General features: G+C 37.8%; 15 protein-coding genes. 1 reads left to right on the top strand and 14 read right to left on the bottom strand.

From position 1 onward, the window contains the following. Positions 1 to 26 precede the first annotated feature (26 nt). From H8S40_RS05080 to H8S40_RS05020, 13 genes are all read right to left on the bottom strand, one after another. Positions 27 to 860: a sugar phosphate isomerase/epimerase family protein gene (locus H8S40_RS05080; RefSeq protein WP_022074616.1), complete on the bottom strand. Its 834-nt coding sequence runs from the start codon at positions 858 to 860 to the stop codon at positions 27 to 29. Between the two features lie 12 nt (positions 861 to 872). Then, a complete protein-coding gene (locus H8S40_RS05075; protein WP_117991893.1) occupies positions 873 to 2591 on the bottom strand; it encodes an AAA family ATPase in 1719 nt (572 codons plus the stop codon). Between the two features lie 49 nt (positions 2592 to 2640). Then, complete coding sequence (locus H8S40_RS05070; protein WP_186864738.1) at positions 2641 to 3111, bottom strand: hypothetical protein; 471 nt, start codon at positions 3109 to 3111, stop codon at positions 2641 to 2643. A gap of 141 nt (positions 3112 to 3252) precedes the next feature. Then, positions 3253 to 3432, bottom strand: coding sequence for a hypothetical protein (locus H8S40_RS05065; RefSeq protein WP_186864737.1), 180 nt, complete (start codon positions 3430 to 3432; stop codon positions 3253 to 3255). Between the two features lie 293 nt (positions 3433 to 3725). Next, positions 3726 to 5141, bottom strand: a complete 1416-nt coding sequence (locus tag H8S40_RS05060; RefSeq protein WP_186864736.1) for an MFS transporter — start codon at positions 5139 to 5141, stop codon at positions 3726 to 3728. A 264-nt stretch (positions 5142 to 5405) separates the two neighbouring features. After that, on the bottom strand, positions 5406 to 7832 hold the full coding sequence (locus H8S40_RS05055; protein ID WP_118724580.1) for a GH39 family glycosyl hydrolase: 2427 nt from the start codon (positions 7830 to 7832) through the stop codon (positions 5406 to 5408). 345 nt (positions 7833 to 8177) lie between these two features. After that, entirely contained in the window at positions 8178 to 9728 is a 1551-nt protein-coding gene (locus H8S40_RS05050; protein WP_186864735.1) for a carboxylesterase/lipase family protein, read from the bottom strand. A gap of 107 nt (positions 9729 to 9835) precedes the next feature. Beyond that, complete coding sequence (locus H8S40_RS05045) at positions 9836 to 10798, bottom strand: ABC transporter ATP-binding protein (protein ID WP_186864734.1); 963 nt, start codon at positions 10796 to 10798, stop codon at positions 9836 to 9838. Beyond that, the gene (locus tag H8S40_RS05040) at positions 10791 to 11780 is read right to left on the bottom strand and encodes an ABC transporter ATP-binding protein (protein ID WP_186864733.1); all 990 of its coding nucleotides are present in this window, start codon (positions 11778 to 11780) and stop codon (positions 10791 to 10793) included. Before H8S40_RS05040 ends, H8S40_RS05045 begins: the two co-directional genes overlap by 8 nt. Positions 11781 to 11795: 15 nt before the next feature. Then, on the bottom strand, positions 11796 to 12704 hold the full coding sequence (locus tag H8S40_RS05035) for an ABC transporter permease (protein WP_186864732.1): 909 nt from the start codon (positions 12702 to 12704) through the stop codon (positions 11796 to 11798). Positions 12705 to 12716: 12 nt separating this feature from the next. Further along, positions 12717 to 13691 (bottom strand): ABC transporter permease, encoded by a 975-nt coding sequence (locus tag H8S40_RS05030; protein ID WP_186864731.1) that lies wholly within the window; start codon positions 13689 to 13691, stop codon positions 12717 to 12719. A gap of 78 nt (positions 13692 to 13769) precedes the next feature. After that, complete coding sequence (locus H8S40_RS05025; RefSeq protein ID WP_186864730.1) at positions 13770 to 15410, bottom strand: ABC transporter substrate-binding protein; 1641 nt, start codon at positions 15408 to 15410, stop codon at positions 13770 to 13772. A gap of 256 nt (positions 15411 to 15666) precedes the next feature. Then, positions 15667 to 15906 carry a polya polymerase gene (locus H8S40_RS05020; protein ID WP_186864729.1) on the bottom strand — a complete coding sequence of 80 codons (240 nt, stop codon included), beginning with the start codon at positions 15904 to 15906 and terminating at the stop codon, positions 15667 to 15669. 318 nt (positions 15907 to 16224) lie between these two features. On the opposite strand from H8S40_RS05020, the gene H8S40_RS05015 reads away from it, so the two are divergent. Next, positions 16225 to 16503 (top strand): antibiotic biosynthesis monooxygenase family protein, encoded by a 279-nt coding sequence (locus H8S40_RS05015; protein ID WP_118689049.1) that lies wholly within the window; start codon positions 16225 to 16227, stop codon positions 16501 to 16503. Positions 16504 to 16630: 127 nt separating this feature from the next. Here H8S40_RS05015 and H8S40_RS05010 read toward each other — a convergent pair whose 3' ends face one another. Further along, positions 16631 to 18250, bottom strand: coding sequence for a glycoside hydrolase family 43 protein (locus H8S40_RS05010; RefSeq protein WP_186864728.1), 1620 nt, complete (start codon positions 18248 to 18250; stop codon positions 16631 to 16633).

Genomic DNA, 18250 nt, shown 5'->3' with positions numbered 1-18250 from the left:
TTCTTCTTGTAAACTTAGTTCACTTCTTAAATCTGTGTTCTATAATACTCCAGATCCGCCTTCAGGCAATCCAGTCTGCTTCCTTCTCCTGGTGTATACTCACGTTCTACAATATATGCCTGACATCCGTGTTTGTCCGCCACTTCTTTCAGTGCTTTCCAGTCTACCAGACCATCTCCTGCCGGACAATTGATCTTCTTCTGCTCTTCCATCTGTGCTTTTTCTTCTTCTGTGAAGATTGGTGCACCATGTTCATCTTTTGGAATACTTTCAAAATCCATTGGAGGCTGTGGTCCAATTACTTTACTGCTCTCTTTAACATGGATCAATTTGATTCGTCCACTGTATGTCTGTACCAGTTCAATTGGATCAAATCCAGCTGCTGCACACCATCCGGCATCCAGTTCAAAACTTACATAATCCGGATTTGTCTCTTCCATTAATACATCGATTACACGCTTGTCACCACATGGCACAAATTCCTGTGTATGATTATGATATGTCAATGTCAGTCCATGTTCAGCACACACTTTACCAATTCGATTCAATGTATTTGCAAATGTATGCACTGCTTCATCATCTATCATACATTCCATTCCGATTCCGATGAATTTCATTTCCAGACTTTCAGCCAGTGGAATCAATGATTCTACCATATCTGTTTTTGGAGCATGCATTGATACCGGTTCCAGATGTAACTCTGTAAGCAAAGCTTTGAGTTCTTCTGCTGGAATTTCAAAATTTGGTCCGAATAATTCCACTCCATCGTACCCCATCTCTGAAGCCAGTTTTAAATTCTCTCTGCTGTCATTCATTGTTCCATCCATAAATGAATACATCTGTAAATTAATTTTTCCCATTGTTTTTTCCTCCTAATGATTTTCAATATTTTTCTGTTCTTTGTCTGTTCCAATCAAAATCTGCTTTCCGCAAAATGCGAATCCATAATGTCTGATTCTCTCCTGTGGTATACCTCTTGCAATCAGTTCTTCATCATATTGTTTCTCTAAAATCTGGGATAATGCATTTTCCACCGTGCATTGTAAAGATTTTTCTCTTGCCTTATTCTGTACTTTAAATTCCATCACAATGGCATCTCTCTGTGCCTGAAGTGGTTCCATAACCACATCATATCGTCCAAATCCACTTTCTCTATTTGATGTAATTCTATATTTCCCCGCCAGATCGACAATCAGTCCCAACACGAAACCATGATAAAAACGTTCCGGTTCTAGCTTTTCAGACGGCTTTTTTCCAACATCAAAACTGCTAAAAGTCTGTTGTGCAACCTGATTCATGAACTCATTCATATAATCTAAATCTCCGGCAAGAAGTGCTTCTTTAAAATTTCCAAATCCTGCATCATCTTCCTCAAACCAGTCTTCAATCATTTTTTCGAACATCAACATTGTCTCATGATTTGTAATTTTAAGAGCATATTGATGTTTTCCACTTTTCACATCCATCTCATGTCGATCTACCTTTAAATATCCACTGGCAAGCAAAAGACTCCAGATTGCGCCTCGCTTTTTACCAAGCTGTTCGAAAACTACTTGTTCGTCTAACTCTGTGGAAATCACTCCACCATTTAATAAGTCTTCCATCTCAGACTTTATCTTTGCTGAACTTTGGCGAATCAATGTCGAAACCAGGGCATTACTACTCGTATCTGCCCAATAAGTTCCATATTCTCCTGTATCCAGATATTTTGTTATCGACCATGGATTATAAATATCCTGCCTTTTTCCAAACGAAAATCCGTCATACCAGTATCGAATATTCTCTTTCTCTGATAATACACCATTATTCTCTAACGCAAGAAAAACTTCTTCTTCCGTAAATCCAAAAGAACTGCTGTACTTTTCAGAAGTCGTTGTCACAACCTCCAGATTGTTTAAATCCGAAAAAATAGATTCTTTGCTTACTCTTGTGATTCCCGTCAATAATCCACGTTCCATATATGGATTTGTCTTAAATGTTGAATTGAACAAACTTCGAACAAACGCCGTAAGTTTCTCCCAATATCCATGAATATACGCCTCCTGCAATGGAGTGTCATACTCATCCAAAAGTAGAATCACCTTTTTTCCATAATATCTGCTCAAATAATCTGACAAGTAATTGATGGATACTGCTGCTGCATCATCTGACATACTCTCCTCAACCGAATCAAAGTAAGCACGATCTTTTTCATTCAATACTTCACTTTCTTTTATAAATTCAAATGCACTGTATAATCTTACCAGTTTTCGAATTATAGCTTTCCTGGCAGACTCATAATTTGTCGCCTTAATATCCGCAAAACTAAGGGAAATCACAGGATATGTTCCCTGCAATTGCCGGAAACGCTTCTCTTTCCAAATATTCAGTTCCTCAAAATACCTGTCATAATCTGAATATGATACAGAAAAGAAATACTCAGTCATACTCATATTCAATGTCTTGCCAAATCTTCTCGGACGAGTAATCAACGTAACACTATCCTGATTATCCCACCATTCTCTAATGAAATCAGTTTTATCAATATAGAAACAGTTGTTTTTTCTAATTGATATAAAATCCTGATTTCCAATAGATATTACTGATTTCATAACTTTCATGCTCCTTATGATTTTATTTATTCTATCAAATTATAACGCTTTACAAACTTGTCTGTACGTCTTTTCTATACTCTTCATAATATTTTTCTGCTTCAGCCACCTCCATTTTCATTCCTTCACATAATTGCTGAATTGTCTCTTCCTTACTAAGATGACACTTTTCAGCCAAACGTAAAACAGTGTTTATCCCATCTTTTCGTCCTCGCTCCATTGCTCTTTCTTCTATTCCTTCACTCAAATTACACATTGTCTTCACATCCTCCTCTATTGACTCTTCCATTGCTATATGATATTCATTTTCAAGTATATCCATTTTTTCAGCTGCTTTTAACTTTTCTGACAGCAATGCCCCTAGTAATCGATGTAACTCATGACTTTCGTCTTTCCTTGATAAATTTTCAGCCACACCAATCATAATTATATTTAATAATTCTATTTCACCTTTCCATTTATGATTCCCCATAATTGTATCATTTGTCAGATGAATATGATTCATGCTATCTTCTTCCATATTCATGCACACCCAAATTGAATATACTTTTTTTATATTATTATAATTGCTTCCTTTAAAATCGCGATTCTTCTGCGACGATATCATTCGGCTGATATAGAAAATTGCTCGATTTAAAATATTATAATCTGTAGGATCTGTCTACGGTTCCCCTTCAATAAAGTGTACCACTTCTTCTGGACGCATTCTACGAAATTCTTCTATCGCCTTTGTTAAAATATGAGCAAGTATAATTTTATGCCCTAACAGTTTTTTAACACACTCGTCATACTGTGCTTTAACGTCTATCGATAATACAGCATTTTTCAACTCAATATTCATTTGTTTCCTCCTTCTTCGCAGAAGGAACTATCTCTTCGTCCAATTTCTTTCAGTCCTCTCCTGCTTTTTACATTTGTTTTGGTGTTAAAGCATAGATTTCTGAAATGTGATGAGAATGTAGATAGTGCAACGCACCTTAGATTCATTAAGAAACATGCTTTTTTATACTTTAGCATATATAGAATGTTGATTGCAATACTCGAAATCAAAAAGATGCTATCTCCTAAGTAAAAAGAAATCTCTTGTAGAAACACCGTCCTACAAGAGATTCCTTTCTATAAAATATTTACTTTTTACTCAGCTTTTGCCATTGCTGCAATCTTAGCTTCATTTGCTTTTGCTTTCTCTTTTGTCATTCCGACACATGCAAAGAAAATTGCTGCTACAATGAAGAATGCTGCTGGTGCAAAGTTGATTACTTTATCCATATTTGAAAGTACTGTTGCACTCAGATTCTCTGCATTTGCAACATATCCAACTGCACTAAGAGCAAGGATACCGATTGAACCACCGATTGCATTACCCATCTTTGTAGAGAATGAGATACAAGATACGATTACACCATCAGAACGTACTCCTGTTCTAATCCAGTTATCATCGATAATCTCAGCACTCAATGTAAAGCATGTGATTGATACTACATTTGTTACTCCATAAAGGAATCCTGATAATACAACCAGACTTGTCAACTGGTTTTCTCCAATGATATAGAAGAATACACAGCACAGTGCCTGTGCGATACATCCCAATGCACCAACATATTTTTTACTAATGCGGTTCAGTAAAAATGGTGCATAGAAGTTTACTACCAACATACCGGCTGACATTGCTGTTGCAAATCCAGCAATCAGGGCAGGATTTTTCATAATATAAATGAAATAGTATGCCATGATACCGATTCTTCCGAACAGTCCTGTAAGGAATGTAAACATTGCAAGAATCAAGAATAATGCGTTTTTATCAGATAATGTGTATTTGAAAGAATATCCGAGTTCTTTCATTGTCTGTCCGATAGATTTTTTATCAGACTCGTTTGCTCCGATAATCTCTTTTGTTGATGCAAAACATACCCAGAAGCATGGGATACATACAATTGAGAATACCAATGCAGCCATAAAATATCCGTGTGCAGAAGATGCTGAACCATTACCAAATTTTAAGATCATTGGCATTGTTACTGCACTGATGACCATCTGAATCAGTCCTGAACCGATTCCTTTGAATGCGTTCAGAGATACACGTTCTTCATTAGAAGCTGTCATTACGTTTGCTACACACTGTGTAGAGATATTAACTGCTGTATAAGCCATTCCACATCCAATATATGTAAATCCACACCAAATTGCTTTCCAGCCATTTGGAATGTCCAGATTTAAGAATGTCAGACAGTTAAATAATGCAAGGATTGGAGCTCCCCATAAAATATATGGGCGGAAGCGTCCCCATTTTGATTTTGTTTTCTCTGCAATTGCTCCGAACATTGGATCGTTAATGGCATCCCAAATACGTGCAATTAACATAATTGCTGAAATAATTACCGGTGTTAATCCTACTACATCTGTATAGTATACTGTCAGATAAGAACTAATCAATGTCCAGGAACACTGAGATCCAATCTCACCGAAACTATATCCAATTTTAGTCCAGATAGACAGCTTATTTGCTGCTGCAGCACTTGATTGTACTGGCGTGTTTGTGTTTTCACTCATTTTCTCTTCTCCCTTCAGCTAAAACATTTCTGTTCTCTTGTTGATACTATCTTATCAATCTTAAACTTCTATTGCTTAGCTTAAAGCGACCCATTTTATTACTCTCATGACCTGATTTTGTTACTTTTCTGGCATTTTCTTTCCAAAGGTCATGAAGTAACATGAATATTTTGACCTTTTATTTTTATGTAAAAATAGAAAATGTGATATAGCTCCTATTTGAAACTATACCACATTTTACCAATTTAACTATTTTTCCCTTTATCATTCCGAAATTTTTCGAATACGAATAAATGCAATCTCATTTGCTATCAATTTTATATTCAGATTCATTTCATTTTGTTCCGTTTTCATCTTCTGTATTGTCAGTTTCGGCTCACAGACTCTTCGGAAATACTTAATATCATTTCTGGAAAGTCCTTTTTCATAATCAAGTTCTCCCCAAATGGAAATCACGCTTCCATTTTTCTCATTGATTCGATATACTTTAATCTGGTAAGTACCTTCACTCATATCTTTTAATTTAAGACTCAATTCCAGTTCATCACGATTTTCAAAATATCTCCACAAATGTTCTTTTTCCAGCTCATCTTCTTTTGTGAAATAATAATTGTAGCTTAATCCCTTCTGATTATGACATACGATTCCATATGAATCATGCTGATCTGTAGATACCAGATAATTTTCTCCATGACCAACATAATATGGATATAAACGGTTCAAAAAATCAAATGCAAATCCAGATGGTTTTAAGATACCATCTTTGGTCAGAATTCCCGCTCCACCAAACAGTAATTCATTTGTATCGTAATACTGCTGCGTACGGTCTGTTCCCAGATAATGTGCTACTTCATCAAGCTGACCATACAAATCTAATATATTTTTTATAATATATGCTCCACCAAAGCAACTATCATTCAGATAATTTCGAACTGATGCCGTAAAATTCCATTCTGTGATATAAAGTTTAATATCATCCATTTTGGCTTCTGCAATCTGTTCTTTTACACTATTTATATTATGCAAGAAAAAGTCATCATCTGTACTTCTTTTTGCATAGCGATCATCATTTTCTTTTCCTCGTTCATAATTATAAATGTAAATAGAGATAAAATCAGGTCTACAATGTTGCTCATTCCATGTTTTTAAGAAATATTCTCTTAATTTTGCATCCAAATCAAGCCGTAAACCACTTCCGCCGACTTCCATACCTTCACTGTATTTTTTTATTGTTCGATATGTAATATCAAACAGTTCAAAATATTGATCAAATGCACTCTTTTTCCATTGACCTTCATTAAACCAATATTCCACTCTCCAACTATCCACTTCACTTCTTCCATATCTGTAGATTAAATGTTGCATGAAAGCATTCAAGAAGCGTTCCCATTTCTTTGGTTCCATAAAGTCAATACTAAGATAATCTTTTTCTCGTTCATCACAGATTTGTAATTTATTTATGTTATATACAATCATATGTGATTTTACACCGAAATCAATATGCGGTTTTAAATCTAAATTAATCAGAAAATCAAATATGGAATCTAATCTTGTAAAATTATAATTTTCTTTTGGATCATCTACATTAATCAAAAACTCTGGTGAAAAAATATTCCAGAATCGAATGTATTTAAATCCCAATGCCTGTTTCAGCATCATAACATGTTCCTGCACCTCAGATCGAAGCAATTCCGATGCTACACCAATATTAATCGTATTTCCCCAGGAATTTTTGATTTTCTCACTTTGCAACACTGAATGTTCTCCCTGACAGACACTCAATTTATCCTGTTCTTCTTCCGACTGACTATCTACAACAAAATATTTTTCCAGACGTTTCTCAATTTCCGGATTTTGTTTTTCTTCTTTTTGTTCCTGCTTCTGTTCTTTTGCCTTTTTTCTCATAGCAGAAGGCGTCTCTCCATACGCCTTCTTAAACACCTTGTTAAATACTGCTACACTGGCAAATCCATTATCATAAGCAATTCTTGTGATTGGCGCACTTGAATATAATAGCTCATCCACTGCATGAAACAAACGAATATTGGTCAGATATTCTGCAAAACTCATCCCATAATTTCGTTTAAAAAATCTGGAAAGATATCCATTTGACAGATATAATTTATCTGCCAGATCTTTCAGGCTAATTGGCTGATTATAGTTTGCCCTGATATAATTATTAATCTGAAGAATTCGATCTTCAAACTTATCCTTGTCATCCATATTTTCCCGGTCGGCTGCCTGCACAAGGAAATACATTGATAAGATATCCATAACACGATAACACAATGCAATATGCCCAAAATTTGCTGTATTTCCATGTGTTTCCAGATAATGGTTCAACAATGCACGCAAGATTTTTCTCAATTCATCATAGCGGTCACTTTCATCTTTTGTAGAATCACACCAGAAAATCACATCAATACTCTGAAATACATCACTGACCAAATTATATGAAATCATAATCTGCATATACAAGATATCTTCCGAACCACTTAACATATGTTTTTTATTCGCATTTACGACTAAGACGTCATTTTCTTTCATATGGGTTGTCTGTTCCCCGATCGTAACATCCAATGTACCTTCCAGTAAATACAACAATTCAATATCCTGATGGAAGTGCTCCAGTTCATCTACTTCATTCAACACACTAAGTTTCAGCTTATCTCTTCTTGTATCCTGTTCCATAGTTCCTCCTAAAGTCATCCTTTTCTATAATATTTTGAAGAAAACTTTTCTCTTTTTATTTATCTTAACATTATAGCAATTGAAAATTATGAAATCCATTCTTGAATTGTTGAATATTATGCAAAAAATTGTTGTAATTTTTTCTTTTTCTAATAAATGCAACAAAAATTCTATTAGTTTTTTTGTCTTATCCTCTGGGTTTGGCTTGATTACTGTCCCAGCTGGCTTTCGTTGTACAGCAATAAAATGAGTGCAGCCACCAGAGCCAATCATACTCTGACAACTACACTTTTATATTACTCATTATGTACCATGAGGGACGTAATCAAGCCAAAAACTCCGTCCCTAGTGGTTCTGAATCAACTTCAGCAATTCCGTATCATCTTTATCTTCCATTCCGCACTCTTCTGCAAAGATCATCCGGTCTGGATGTTCTTTCGTATAAGTGCTCCATTTGAGTGATCTGGTAGATGGATTTCCTTTTTTCATAAAAGCAATCCAGGCTTTGCTGACTTTTTCCTGTACTTTTTCTGCATACTGATATCCGGTACAGTGTGCCGGCTCCATCTCTACATTACGAAATACATATGGAATGTCACTGCAATGCCACGGAGCAAGTCCACCCATATACGGAATGATAAAGTTTATCATGTAATTATAACATTTTGTCTTTGTAAATTCTGAACGTCGATTTAAAAATCCAATTGTCTGCGGGCGGAATAATGTATCTACACTCAACGCATACAAGATATCTAACTCCGGATAGATTTCACGGAACTGCTTGATAATATTCATTGTATGTTTTCCATATGTCTGTTCCAGGATGTTGTATTTTTCTACCTCAGTATACTTTGTTTTATCGCCCAGATAATGCATAAACGAGAATTCTCCCAATACCGTTCCTGCCATAACCGGAATTTGTCTGGTCTCCTCTCTGAATCCTACAATACTTTCAATTCCATCGTAATAGCCTTCTACCGGTGAAGGTTCAAAGAGCATCATTCCTCCCGGCAGTCCTAATTCTTTTCCTGCCTGTACTGCTGCATTTGCCAGTGTTTCATATGGGATATCATCAATCGTATCAATATTCTCTTTTGTTAACCCTAGCACTTCAACAGTCTTTTCACCCAATGTCTGCCAGTGTTTCTTTTCCTCTGTAATGCTAATATCCGGACAATTGCGAAGAGCTCCACTTTGCGAGATTACTTTATGGTAAAGTCCGTCCGCTGGTGGCATCTGCATCAAAATAGTTGCTTTTCCGCCTCCTCCTGACTGTCCTGCAACAGTTACATTATCCGGATCTCCACCAAATTCCTCAATATTATCTCTCACCCACTGAAGTGCAAGTACAATATCTGCCATTCCAACACAGCCGGAATATTTATATTTTTCTCCATATGAACTCAAATCTAAAAATCCCAGACAATTCAGTCTATGATTCAGATTCACAACAACAACATCTCCATAATCACAGAGATTATGACCATTGTATGACGGAATTTCGATTGATGAATCGCTTGAAAAACCGCCTCCATGTAACCATACCATAACTGGTTTCTTTGCTTCTTTATCGAGGTGCTTTGTCCAGATATTTAAGTATAAGCACTGCTCATTCATCGGCCAGTACACATGCTGCATCTCAAAAGAATTTCCCGGCGCAGCCATTGGACTGTCTTCCGGCTGTTCTTCTTCCGGCATCAATGGACAAATATAACCATAAGATTTTGCATCTCGAATTCCATCCCATTTCGGTTCTGGTTCCGGAAGTTGGAATCTTTTTGCTCTTCCGTATCGGATTCCATAAAAGTGAAATACATCATCTTCCTGATATCCATGAAGTTTTCCTTGTTTTGTCCGTACGATTGGAAAATCGGGTGTTCGTATCACTTTCTTCATATCTTTTTCTCTCTTTCTATAGTTTCGGATATTGGATATGTTTATATTTCATATCCATTTACAACAATTCCTGCACCCCGAATTTACGAAGTACAGGAATTATTATATTATTTCATAAATTTTTCTGCATAATGACATGCTACGAAATGATTTGGTTTTACTTCACGTAACTCCGGTTCTTTCGCCATACATTCGTCTGTCGCATACGGGCAACGTGCTGCAAAACGGCAGCATGGTTTCGGATCGATTGGTGATGTCAGCTCACCTTTCAAAATCATTCGCTCTTTTTTCACATGCACATTCGGAATTGGAATAGCTGAAAGTAATGCCTGTGAATACGGATGAATTGTATTTTTGAAAATCTCATTTGCCGGACACTTTTCGATCAACTGTCCCAAATACATTACTGCAATATCATCTGAAATATGTTTTACAACAGACATGTCATGTGTAATAAACATATAAGTCAGTCCTCTTTCAGCCTGAAGATCCTGAAGCAAATTCAGAATCTGTGCCTGAATAGATACATCCAGTGCTGATACCGGCTCGTCACATACAATAAAGTCCGGATTTAATGATAACGCTCTTGCAATTCCGATACGCTGACGTCTTCCACCATCCAACTCATGTGGATAAGAACCTTCCAGACGTTTTGCCAGGCCAACCAATTCCATCATCTCTTTTGCCCTGGCTGTCACATCTGCTTTTGACATATCTTTATGGTTTACTTTGATTGGTTCTTCGATCAACTGCAACACATTCATACGTGGATCCAGTGATGCATACGGATCCTGAAAAATCATCTGAATATTGGTTCGATAATTTTTCTTAAACTCTTTCATTGGCATGCTTGCAATATCCACGCCATTATATAGTACTTCACCAGAAGTTGGTGTATGCAATCTCATCAGCGTTTTTCCAAGTGTAGATTTTCCACATCCGGACTCTCCTACGACACCAATCGTCTTTCCTTTTTCAATATTTAAATTGACATTATCAACTGCATGCAGTTCTCCACGAGGAGTGGCAAAATATTTTTTCAGATTTTTAATTTCTAGCAAATTACTCATTTATTTTCCCCTCCCATTCTTTTGTGTACTGTAAACATTTGACACAATGATTCTCATTTAGCTGAATCATCTTAGGATCTGCTTTTTCACACAGTCCACATTTTGATTCACAACGATCTGCAAAACTGCAATATTCCGGCAAGTTCGATGGGTCTGTTACCATACCCGGAACAACGTGCAATCTCTCCACATCTTTATCCAGCGATGGGATAGACTGATACAATGCTTTTGTATATGGATGTTTCGGATGATCGAAAATCTCTTCGACTGTTCCATATTCTACCAGCTCACCAGCATACATAACTGCACAGTGATCGCACATCTCTGCCACAACACCAAGATCGTGTGTGATCAGTATCATCGATGTTCCATGTTTTTTCTGCAGTGATCTCATCATATCCAGAATCTGTGCCTGGATTGTTACATCCAGCGCTGTTGTCGGCTCGTCTGCGATCAGAAGTTCCGGCTCGCAGGCCAGAGCGATTGCAATAACGATTCGCTGTTTCATACCACCTGAAAACTGATGTGGATAATCTTTGTAACGTTCAGGAACGATTCCTACCATTGCCAACATATCCTGTGCACGTTTCAGTGCCTCTGCCTTTGAGCAATGATTGTGCAGAAGAACTACTTCTGAAATCTGATCTCCAACTGTTTTTACAGGGTTTAATGCTGTCATTGGATCCTGGAAAATCATGGAAATCTTCTTACCACGGATCTTACGCATCTCTCGTTCTGATTTATCAAACAGATTTTCACCATCCAGTTCAATCTTTCCCTGAATCACATGTCCTACTTTTGATGGAAGCAATCCCATAATTCCCAATGCTGTTGTCGTCTTTCCTGCACCAGTCTCTCCTACCAGTCCAAGAACTTCACCTTTTTTCAGTTGGAAGCTGATGTTATTTACAGCTTCCACTACTTCCTCATCCGTCTCGTAATGAATTACAAGATCTTCTACATTTAACATATTTTCACTCATATTTTATCCCGCTCCTTATTTCATTTTCGGATCGAATGCATCACGCAGTCCATCACCCATCAGGTTGAATGCGAAACATGTGATCATGATCATCAATGCAGGGAACATCATCATATATGGTGCAGATGTCAGATATGCCTTACCATCATTCAAGATCAATCCCCATTCCGGAGTTGGTGCTGTAAGACCTACACCAATGTAACTCATAGATGACATCATCATAATAGATACAGCTAAAAATCCAACAAAATAAATAATCATAATTCCTGCTGCATTCGGAATCATATGTTTCAAGATCATCTGAATCTGGCTTACACCGATTGCTTCGGATGACTCAATATAATCACTTCCTCGAACTCGAAGAATCGCTGCACGGTTATTTCTTGCCATGGTCGGCATAGATGCGAACATAATTGCTGCTACCAACTGTGGAATACCATTACCAAGTACAGCTACGATACACATTGCCATCATGATCATCGGAATAGACTGGAAGATATCCATGATACGCATGATGATCGTATCTACTGTCCCGCCAAAATATCCGGCAATAATTCCAAGTAATCCGCCACTGAACAATGCTGCGATCGTACAGAACAAAGCAATGATCAGAGAATATCTTGTACCATAGATAACACGGCTGAAAATATCTCGTCCAAACTGATCTGTTCCAAAGAAATGAACACTGCTTGGTGCCTGCATCATAGCTCCATAATCCTGTGCCTTATAGTCATAAGGGGCAATGAGTGGTGCAAAGATTGCAACAAGAATCAGGATACAGACTACAACCAATCCAAGTAAAGCGGTTGGGTTACGTTTAAATCGTTTCCATGACTCACACATCGGTGTTGATTTCACCGGTTTCTTTCTCTTTGTATTTTTCTTTTCTATTTTCTCCATTGCAGGAGTTCTCATTTTTGACATATCTTTTTCCTCCTACGCTGTTGCTTTTACTTTTTTACGTTTCTTTGTTTTTCCACCGGCAATAATCGTTGTCTTCAGACGTGGATCGATCAATACGAAACTGATATCAACCAACAGGTTAATGAGTGTCAATACAATAGCGATGATCAGTGCTCCACCAAGAACAGATGGATAGTTACGCTGTGTGATGGAATCTACGATATATTTTCCAACACCAGGAACACCGAATACGGTCTCCAGTACCATTCCACCACCAATTGTATTACCAAGACTGGTACCAACTGACTGTGCAACCGGGATCATGGCATTACGAAGTGCATGGTGATATGTAATATTCTTCTCTGACTGTCCTTTTGCACGTGCTGTTCTGATATAATCTTCTCCCAATACTTCCAACATAGAAGATCTTGTGATACGTGTATAACTTGCTACGGAAGATAATCCGATACACAGCATCGGCATGATATAACCTTTCCATGTATCAATACCATTTGCCGGAAGAATATGCAAGTTTACAGCAAAGATCATAATCAATACCAAAGCTACAACAAATTCCGGAACCGACTGGAAGAACATGGATATGACCAGTACCCCGGAATCGATCCACGTATATTTCTTTAGTGCCGATATAATTCCAAGCAATACACCAAGCACCGCTCCGATCAGAACCGCTCCCAATGTAATCTTGGCAGATGTTAAAAGTCTAGGTGCGATTTCCTGTAATACCGGTTTTCCTGTTCTGTAGGAATCACCAAAATCTCCTTTTGTAACAATACCTTTTACATAATTAAAATACTGTACCGGAACCGGATCATTTAACCCGAGCTCTTCTCTTTTTTCCTGAACCTGTGCCTCCGATGCACTGTTTCCTAAGATCTGTCTTGCAGGATCTCCCGGTGTAAATGTTTTCAGTGCAAAAATGATAATCGATACACCAAATAAAATCGGGATCAGATACAAGATTCTTTTTACTATATATTTCAGCATAGATCATTCTCCTCGTATTTCAAATATTGCCCGGAGACTTTCATCACCGGGCAATTCAAGAATCTGGTTGTTTCTCGCTTATTCGTAGAATCCAGTTGCGTCAACGAAACCTCTTTCACTTGTATTAAATCCTTTCAGATCTTTCGCATATACACTGGCTTTCATTTCTGGATACAGATTCGAGCAGACTGTCTCATCTTTTACCATCTCATCCAGTTTTGTAGCAAGTTCTGTAGCTTTATCTGTATCGGACTCACTAATCAAATCTGTAATTGTTGAATCAAATTCATCTGATGTCCATTTTGCTCCACCGATAACCATACCAGGTCCGTCAACATTCAGTTTCTGAAGGAATGGCATAACGCTTGCAGGTGTTCTAATTGCAGGAGTATCTCCAACGCAGATCAGATCATAATCGCCACCAAATGCGCCCTCTACAAACTGAGCTGTATCCGGTGTATCAATTTTCAATGTAATTCCTGCTTCTGCAAGATTAGCCTGCATTACAGTTAATACAGGAGTATTATCCTGAAGTCCCAGTGCTGTAATTTCAACTCCATCACCATATCCTGCTTCATCAAGAAGTTCTTTTGCTCCGTCTACGTCAACAGCTCTTTCTTCTTTTGTATAGTTTGCTGTGTAGTAATCGCAGCTTGGATCCCAGTATGAAAGTGCAGCTTCACCAAATCCGGCTGTTCCTACCTGTGCAATTGCATCAAAGTCTAATGCTTTGTCGATTGCTTCACGAACTTTCTGATCTTTTGTTGCTCCGGCATTATCACCCATGTTATACCACAGATGTGTTGTCTGACCAAAGTCATAGATTGTTGTATTTACAGAGTCATTTTCTGCATATGTAGCAGCCTGGCTTACTGGCATATCGTATGCGATATCAGCATCTCCTGATTCTACAGCCATTTCTCTTGCTGCTGCATCACTTGTAAATGTAAATACGATTTCTTTGTAATATCCTGCATAGTCTTTATCCCAGTAATTATCATTTCTTTCCAATGTAACAGACTGTCCGTTTTTCCACTCTTTGAATTTGTATGGCCCACTACCGATTACAGGATTTGTCTGAACTGCATCAAGACCGCCTGCTGCATTAACCTCATCCTCTGATACGATTCCAAAGTTTGTCCAGCTCATCATCTTCAGAAAATCTGGTGCTGTTGTATTAAATTCGATCGTAACTGTATGTTCGTCATCAGCAGTTGCGCCTTTGATATATTTTCCTGTATCATTTGTTGTATTCTGCTCTATCCAAATCTTATTACATGTGTAAACAACATCATCTGCAACAAGTGGAGTTCCATCGCTCATTGTTACGTCATCACGTAGTGTGAATTTCAGATGTGTATCATCAACCCATTCCCAGTCAGTTGCAAGAGATGGCTCAAGCTCATTTGTTGCATAATTGAATTTTACAAGTGAATCCAACATCGCATTACCAATAATCTGCTCTTCATTCTCTGTCTTACCGCCTGCTGCACCATACAGAGATGATGGCTCAGAAGAAAGTCCAATAGTCAATGTCTCATCTGTCTTTTCAGTGTTTGCTGCATCCTGATTCGGCTTTACAACACTTACTGTTGCCTTTGCGTCTGAACTAGATGAATCTCCTTTTGATGAGCTGTCAGATGAACTTCCTCCACATGCTGTAAGTGAAAGAATCATTGCACTGGCCATTGCCATTGCCATAACCTTTTTTGCCTTCATAATTTTTCCTCCTTGTATGTCTCTCTCAAGATTTGACCTTAGTTTACCAGTCCATGAGAGCTCCTACCATTCGATTTTTTACTTATTTCGTCATAAAAATGACCTCATGAAGTCATCTTTTTCTCTTACAGGTCATATATTTACTTCTTTTTGATGACATTGTGTACTTTCACGAAAACATGCACAAAAGAAAGGCTTCTGTTTTGGTAAAATCCACCATGACCAGAAGCCTTTCTTCTATATAATACATTATTTTTTATTTTTCTACCGGAACCAGAAATTCTTTTATGTACTGGAAATCATCCGGATTATAGCAAACAATCTCATACGCTTCAATATCAGGATTGCTGAATACTGTTGTAAGTCCGATAAACTGTGTCAGTGTAGATGCCAGATTCAATACATCGCGATCATCCGTGATCAGCTCTACCCTTCCCTGACATTTTGCCAATGCCTTATAAAATCCGTCCACATTTGTAATCTGTTTTACTCGCATAGTTCTTTTTCCTCCTGTTTTTGTCTTTATTATGGTTCATATTATATCGTTCTTGTCAACATTTTGTATACTCTAAATCTACTTCGTTTGTATCGCGTTTTTACCTTTCTGTTCTTATAATTTTTTCATATGTCATAATAACGATATGCGTTCTTGACCTCTTTTTCTTTTTGGGCAAATTCAATTGACACTGCTTTTTTCTTTCTACTATGATAGTATCCATAGGGGACGGAGTTTTTGGCTCAGTTACTGTCCCCTGTGGATTTTTCATATTCACATTTTTTCGAAATTCAATAAATCATAGGGAGGATTTTTATTATGACAACAGTATTTACAACAAATGTAGTAACCGACAGAGACGCATATTTACCACTTGCAAAAGCATTTGCAGAAGATGTGATTGCCAATGACAAAGGATGCCACGGAATGCAGGTTTTTATAAACCCAGAAACCAAAGATGAAGTTACCTTTGTTTCTCAATGGGATTCTCAGGAAGACTTTCTCGCACATGTGCAAGGAGATACTTTTAAAAAACATATTCCAGGTATGGGGGCTTACTATGTAAGCGGTACGGATACATTTCTTGAGGAGGCATAGAAAACCACAGGGGACGGAAAACCACAGGGGACGGAGTTTTTGGCTCAAACTCCATCCCCTGTGGTTTTTAATTTTATCATATAGTTTTGGGCCATGTGGGTCACTAAAAAAGCCATTAACTCCGTCCCTATTCACAGCGGAACCAATCAAACGCTGCCGTATTTTCTGAATCCTCTTCATTTCCCGTCGCATACATTCCAAGCACTGTTCCGCACATGCACCCAACCTTTTCTGGATTGATCAAAGATCCGTCAGCCTTGCACAATTCTTTCAGATTTTCTTCCGACTCTCCATATCGAATCGTGAAATCTTCATTATGCATTTCGATCTGTAAAACAATTGTATCTTTATCATACTCCACTGTACAAATATCTTCACGATTTGTCGTGCTTGTAAATTCTGGGAAATATGGTGGCTGTTGATAATCTGCTGTGATCAGTTTTACACGTACAACCTGTTTTCCGTTTTCACAGGCACGTTCTACATGGAGTTGATGGTTCATTGCCTGTACAATCGCAATTCCCGCACTCTCCTGTCCTTCTGGAACAAATGTCATACGTGTTGTAATTGTAGTATCCATTTTGCACTGACGTCGTCCTACAAAAGCAGCATATTTATCATCCGATAAAGTGCCTTCCATGCCCATCTGTTCTAGATCATCGTCCAGTCTCTGATGAATACATTTTAATTTCAGATAAGAATCTTCAATTTTCCAGCACTCCTTACCAGGTGTTCCCCAAAATGTCATATAAAGTGGCAATTTCTGTTCATCAAAATCGTCAAACTTATTTTCTTCTGGATAAACTGTTTCTTCCAAAGATTCCGGACTATCATAACTCCATTCGATCTTTCCTGTCTCCGGACTGAATACTGGCCAGTCCCTCTCCCATATAACCGGGCAAATAAATGTTTCTCGTCCCAGGTTTTTATATTTTTCATCGATTAAACGAGAACCCAGCATCACAGCATACCAGCTTCCATCTTTTAACTCTACGAGATCAGCATGTCCGACATTAATGATCGGGCTTTTGAATCCCATATGTCTATGTGTCATAACCGGGTTTGCCGGATTTCCTTCAAAAAAGCTGAAGAGTTCTTTTGATCTTGCCACCATTACCGCATGATAATGTTCTGTACCACCTTCTGCAATGATCAAATAATAGTAATCTCCGATATGATACAGATGTGGAGCTTCCGGAGATGCCCCGCCTCTCATAGCACTGTTATAAATCGTATAAGGCTCGCCTGTCACGCGGAAATTCTCAATATCATATGGTGCAAGCCAGATTCCTCTTTCTTTCACACCGGTTCCGTTATCCCAGACATCTCCTGTTCCCATAACATAGCAACTACCGTCATTGTCAAAGAAAATAGATGCATCAATTCCCGGGACGTCATCCATCCAATGTGGTTCTGACCACGGACCTGCCGGGTCTTTTGCTGTACAAATATAATTTCCTTTGTCAGCGAAATTAGCATTAATAATATAATACGTTCCATTATTATAACGGATTGTAGGCGCCATCAGACCTCCGACTCCACAATTTTTTTCCATATGGAATCCATTTTCTTCCGTCAGCGCATTTCCAATCTGCTCCCAGTGTGCAAGATCTTTGCTATGAAAAATCGGAATTCCTGGAAACATCTCAAAACTGGAACAAGCCAGATAGAAATCATCCTCCACACGAATGATAGAAGGATCCGGATAGTATCCTGGAATAATTGGATTATTTAATTTGTAACTCAT

The organism is Ruminococcus hominis, from assembly GCF_014287355.1.
Taxonomy (GTDB): Bacteria; Bacillota; Clostridia; order Lachnospirales; family Lachnospiraceae; genus Schaedlerella; species Schaedlerella hominis.
This window is presented reverse-complemented; position numbering and strand designations above follow the sequence as displayed.

Excerpts from the sequence above, each read along its gene's own strand:
- H8S40_RS05080 (WP_022074616.1), bottom strand. The coding sequence starts at position 860 with ATGGGAAAAATTAATTTACAGATGTATTCATTTATGGATGGAACAATG.
- H8S40_RS05075 (WP_117991893.1), bottom strand. The coding sequence starts at position 2,591 with ATGAAATCAGTAATATCTATTGGAAATCAGGATTTTATATCAATTAGA.
- H8S40_RS05070 (WP_186864738.1), bottom strand. The coding sequence starts at position 3,111 with ATGGAAGAAGATAGCATGAATCATATTCATCTGACAAATGATACAATT.
- H8S40_RS05065 (WP_186864737.1), bottom strand. The coding sequence starts at position 3,432 with ATGAATATTGAGTTGAAAAATGCTGTATTATCGATAGACGTTAAAGCA.
- H8S40_RS05060 (WP_186864736.1), bottom strand. The coding sequence starts at position 5,141 with ATGAGTGAAAACACAAACACGCCAGTACAATCAAGTGCTGCAGCAGCA.
- H8S40_RS05055 (WP_118724580.1), bottom strand. The coding sequence starts at position 7,832 with ATGGAACAGGATACAAGAAGAGATAAGCTGAAACTTAGTGTGTTGAAT.
- H8S40_RS05050 (WP_186864735.1), bottom strand. The coding sequence starts at position 9,728 with ATGAAGAAAGTGATACGAACACCCGATTTTCCAATCGTACGGACAAAA.
- H8S40_RS05045 (WP_186864734.1), bottom strand. The coding sequence starts at position 10,798 with ATGAGTAATTTGCTAGAAATTAAAAATCTGAAAAAATATTTTGCCACT.
- H8S40_RS05040 (WP_186864733.1), bottom strand. The coding sequence starts at position 11,780 with ATGAGTGAAAATATGTTAAATGTAGAAGATCTTGTAATTCATTACGAG.
- H8S40_RS05035 (WP_186864732.1), bottom strand. The coding sequence starts at position 12,704 with ATGTCAAAAATGAGAACTCCTGCAATGGAGAAAATAGAAAAGAAAAAT.
- H8S40_RS05030 (WP_186864731.1), bottom strand. The coding sequence starts at position 13,691 with ATGCTGAAATATATAGTAAAAAGAATCTTGTATCTGATCCCGATTTTA.
- H8S40_RS05025 (WP_186864730.1), bottom strand. The coding sequence starts at position 15,410 with ATGAAGGCAAAAAAGGTTATGGCAATGGCAATGGCCAGTGCAATGATT.
- H8S40_RS05020 (WP_186864729.1), bottom strand. The coding sequence starts at position 15,906 with ATGCGAGTAAAACAGATTACAAATGTGGACGGATTTTATAAGGCATTG.
- H8S40_RS05015 (WP_118689049.1), top strand. The coding sequence starts at position 16,225 with ATGACAACAGTATTTACAACAAATGTAGTAACCGACAGAGACGCATAT.
- H8S40_RS05010 (WP_186864728.1), bottom strand. The coding sequence starts at position 18,250 with ATGAGTTACAAATTAAATAATCCAATTATTCCAGGATACTATCCGGAT.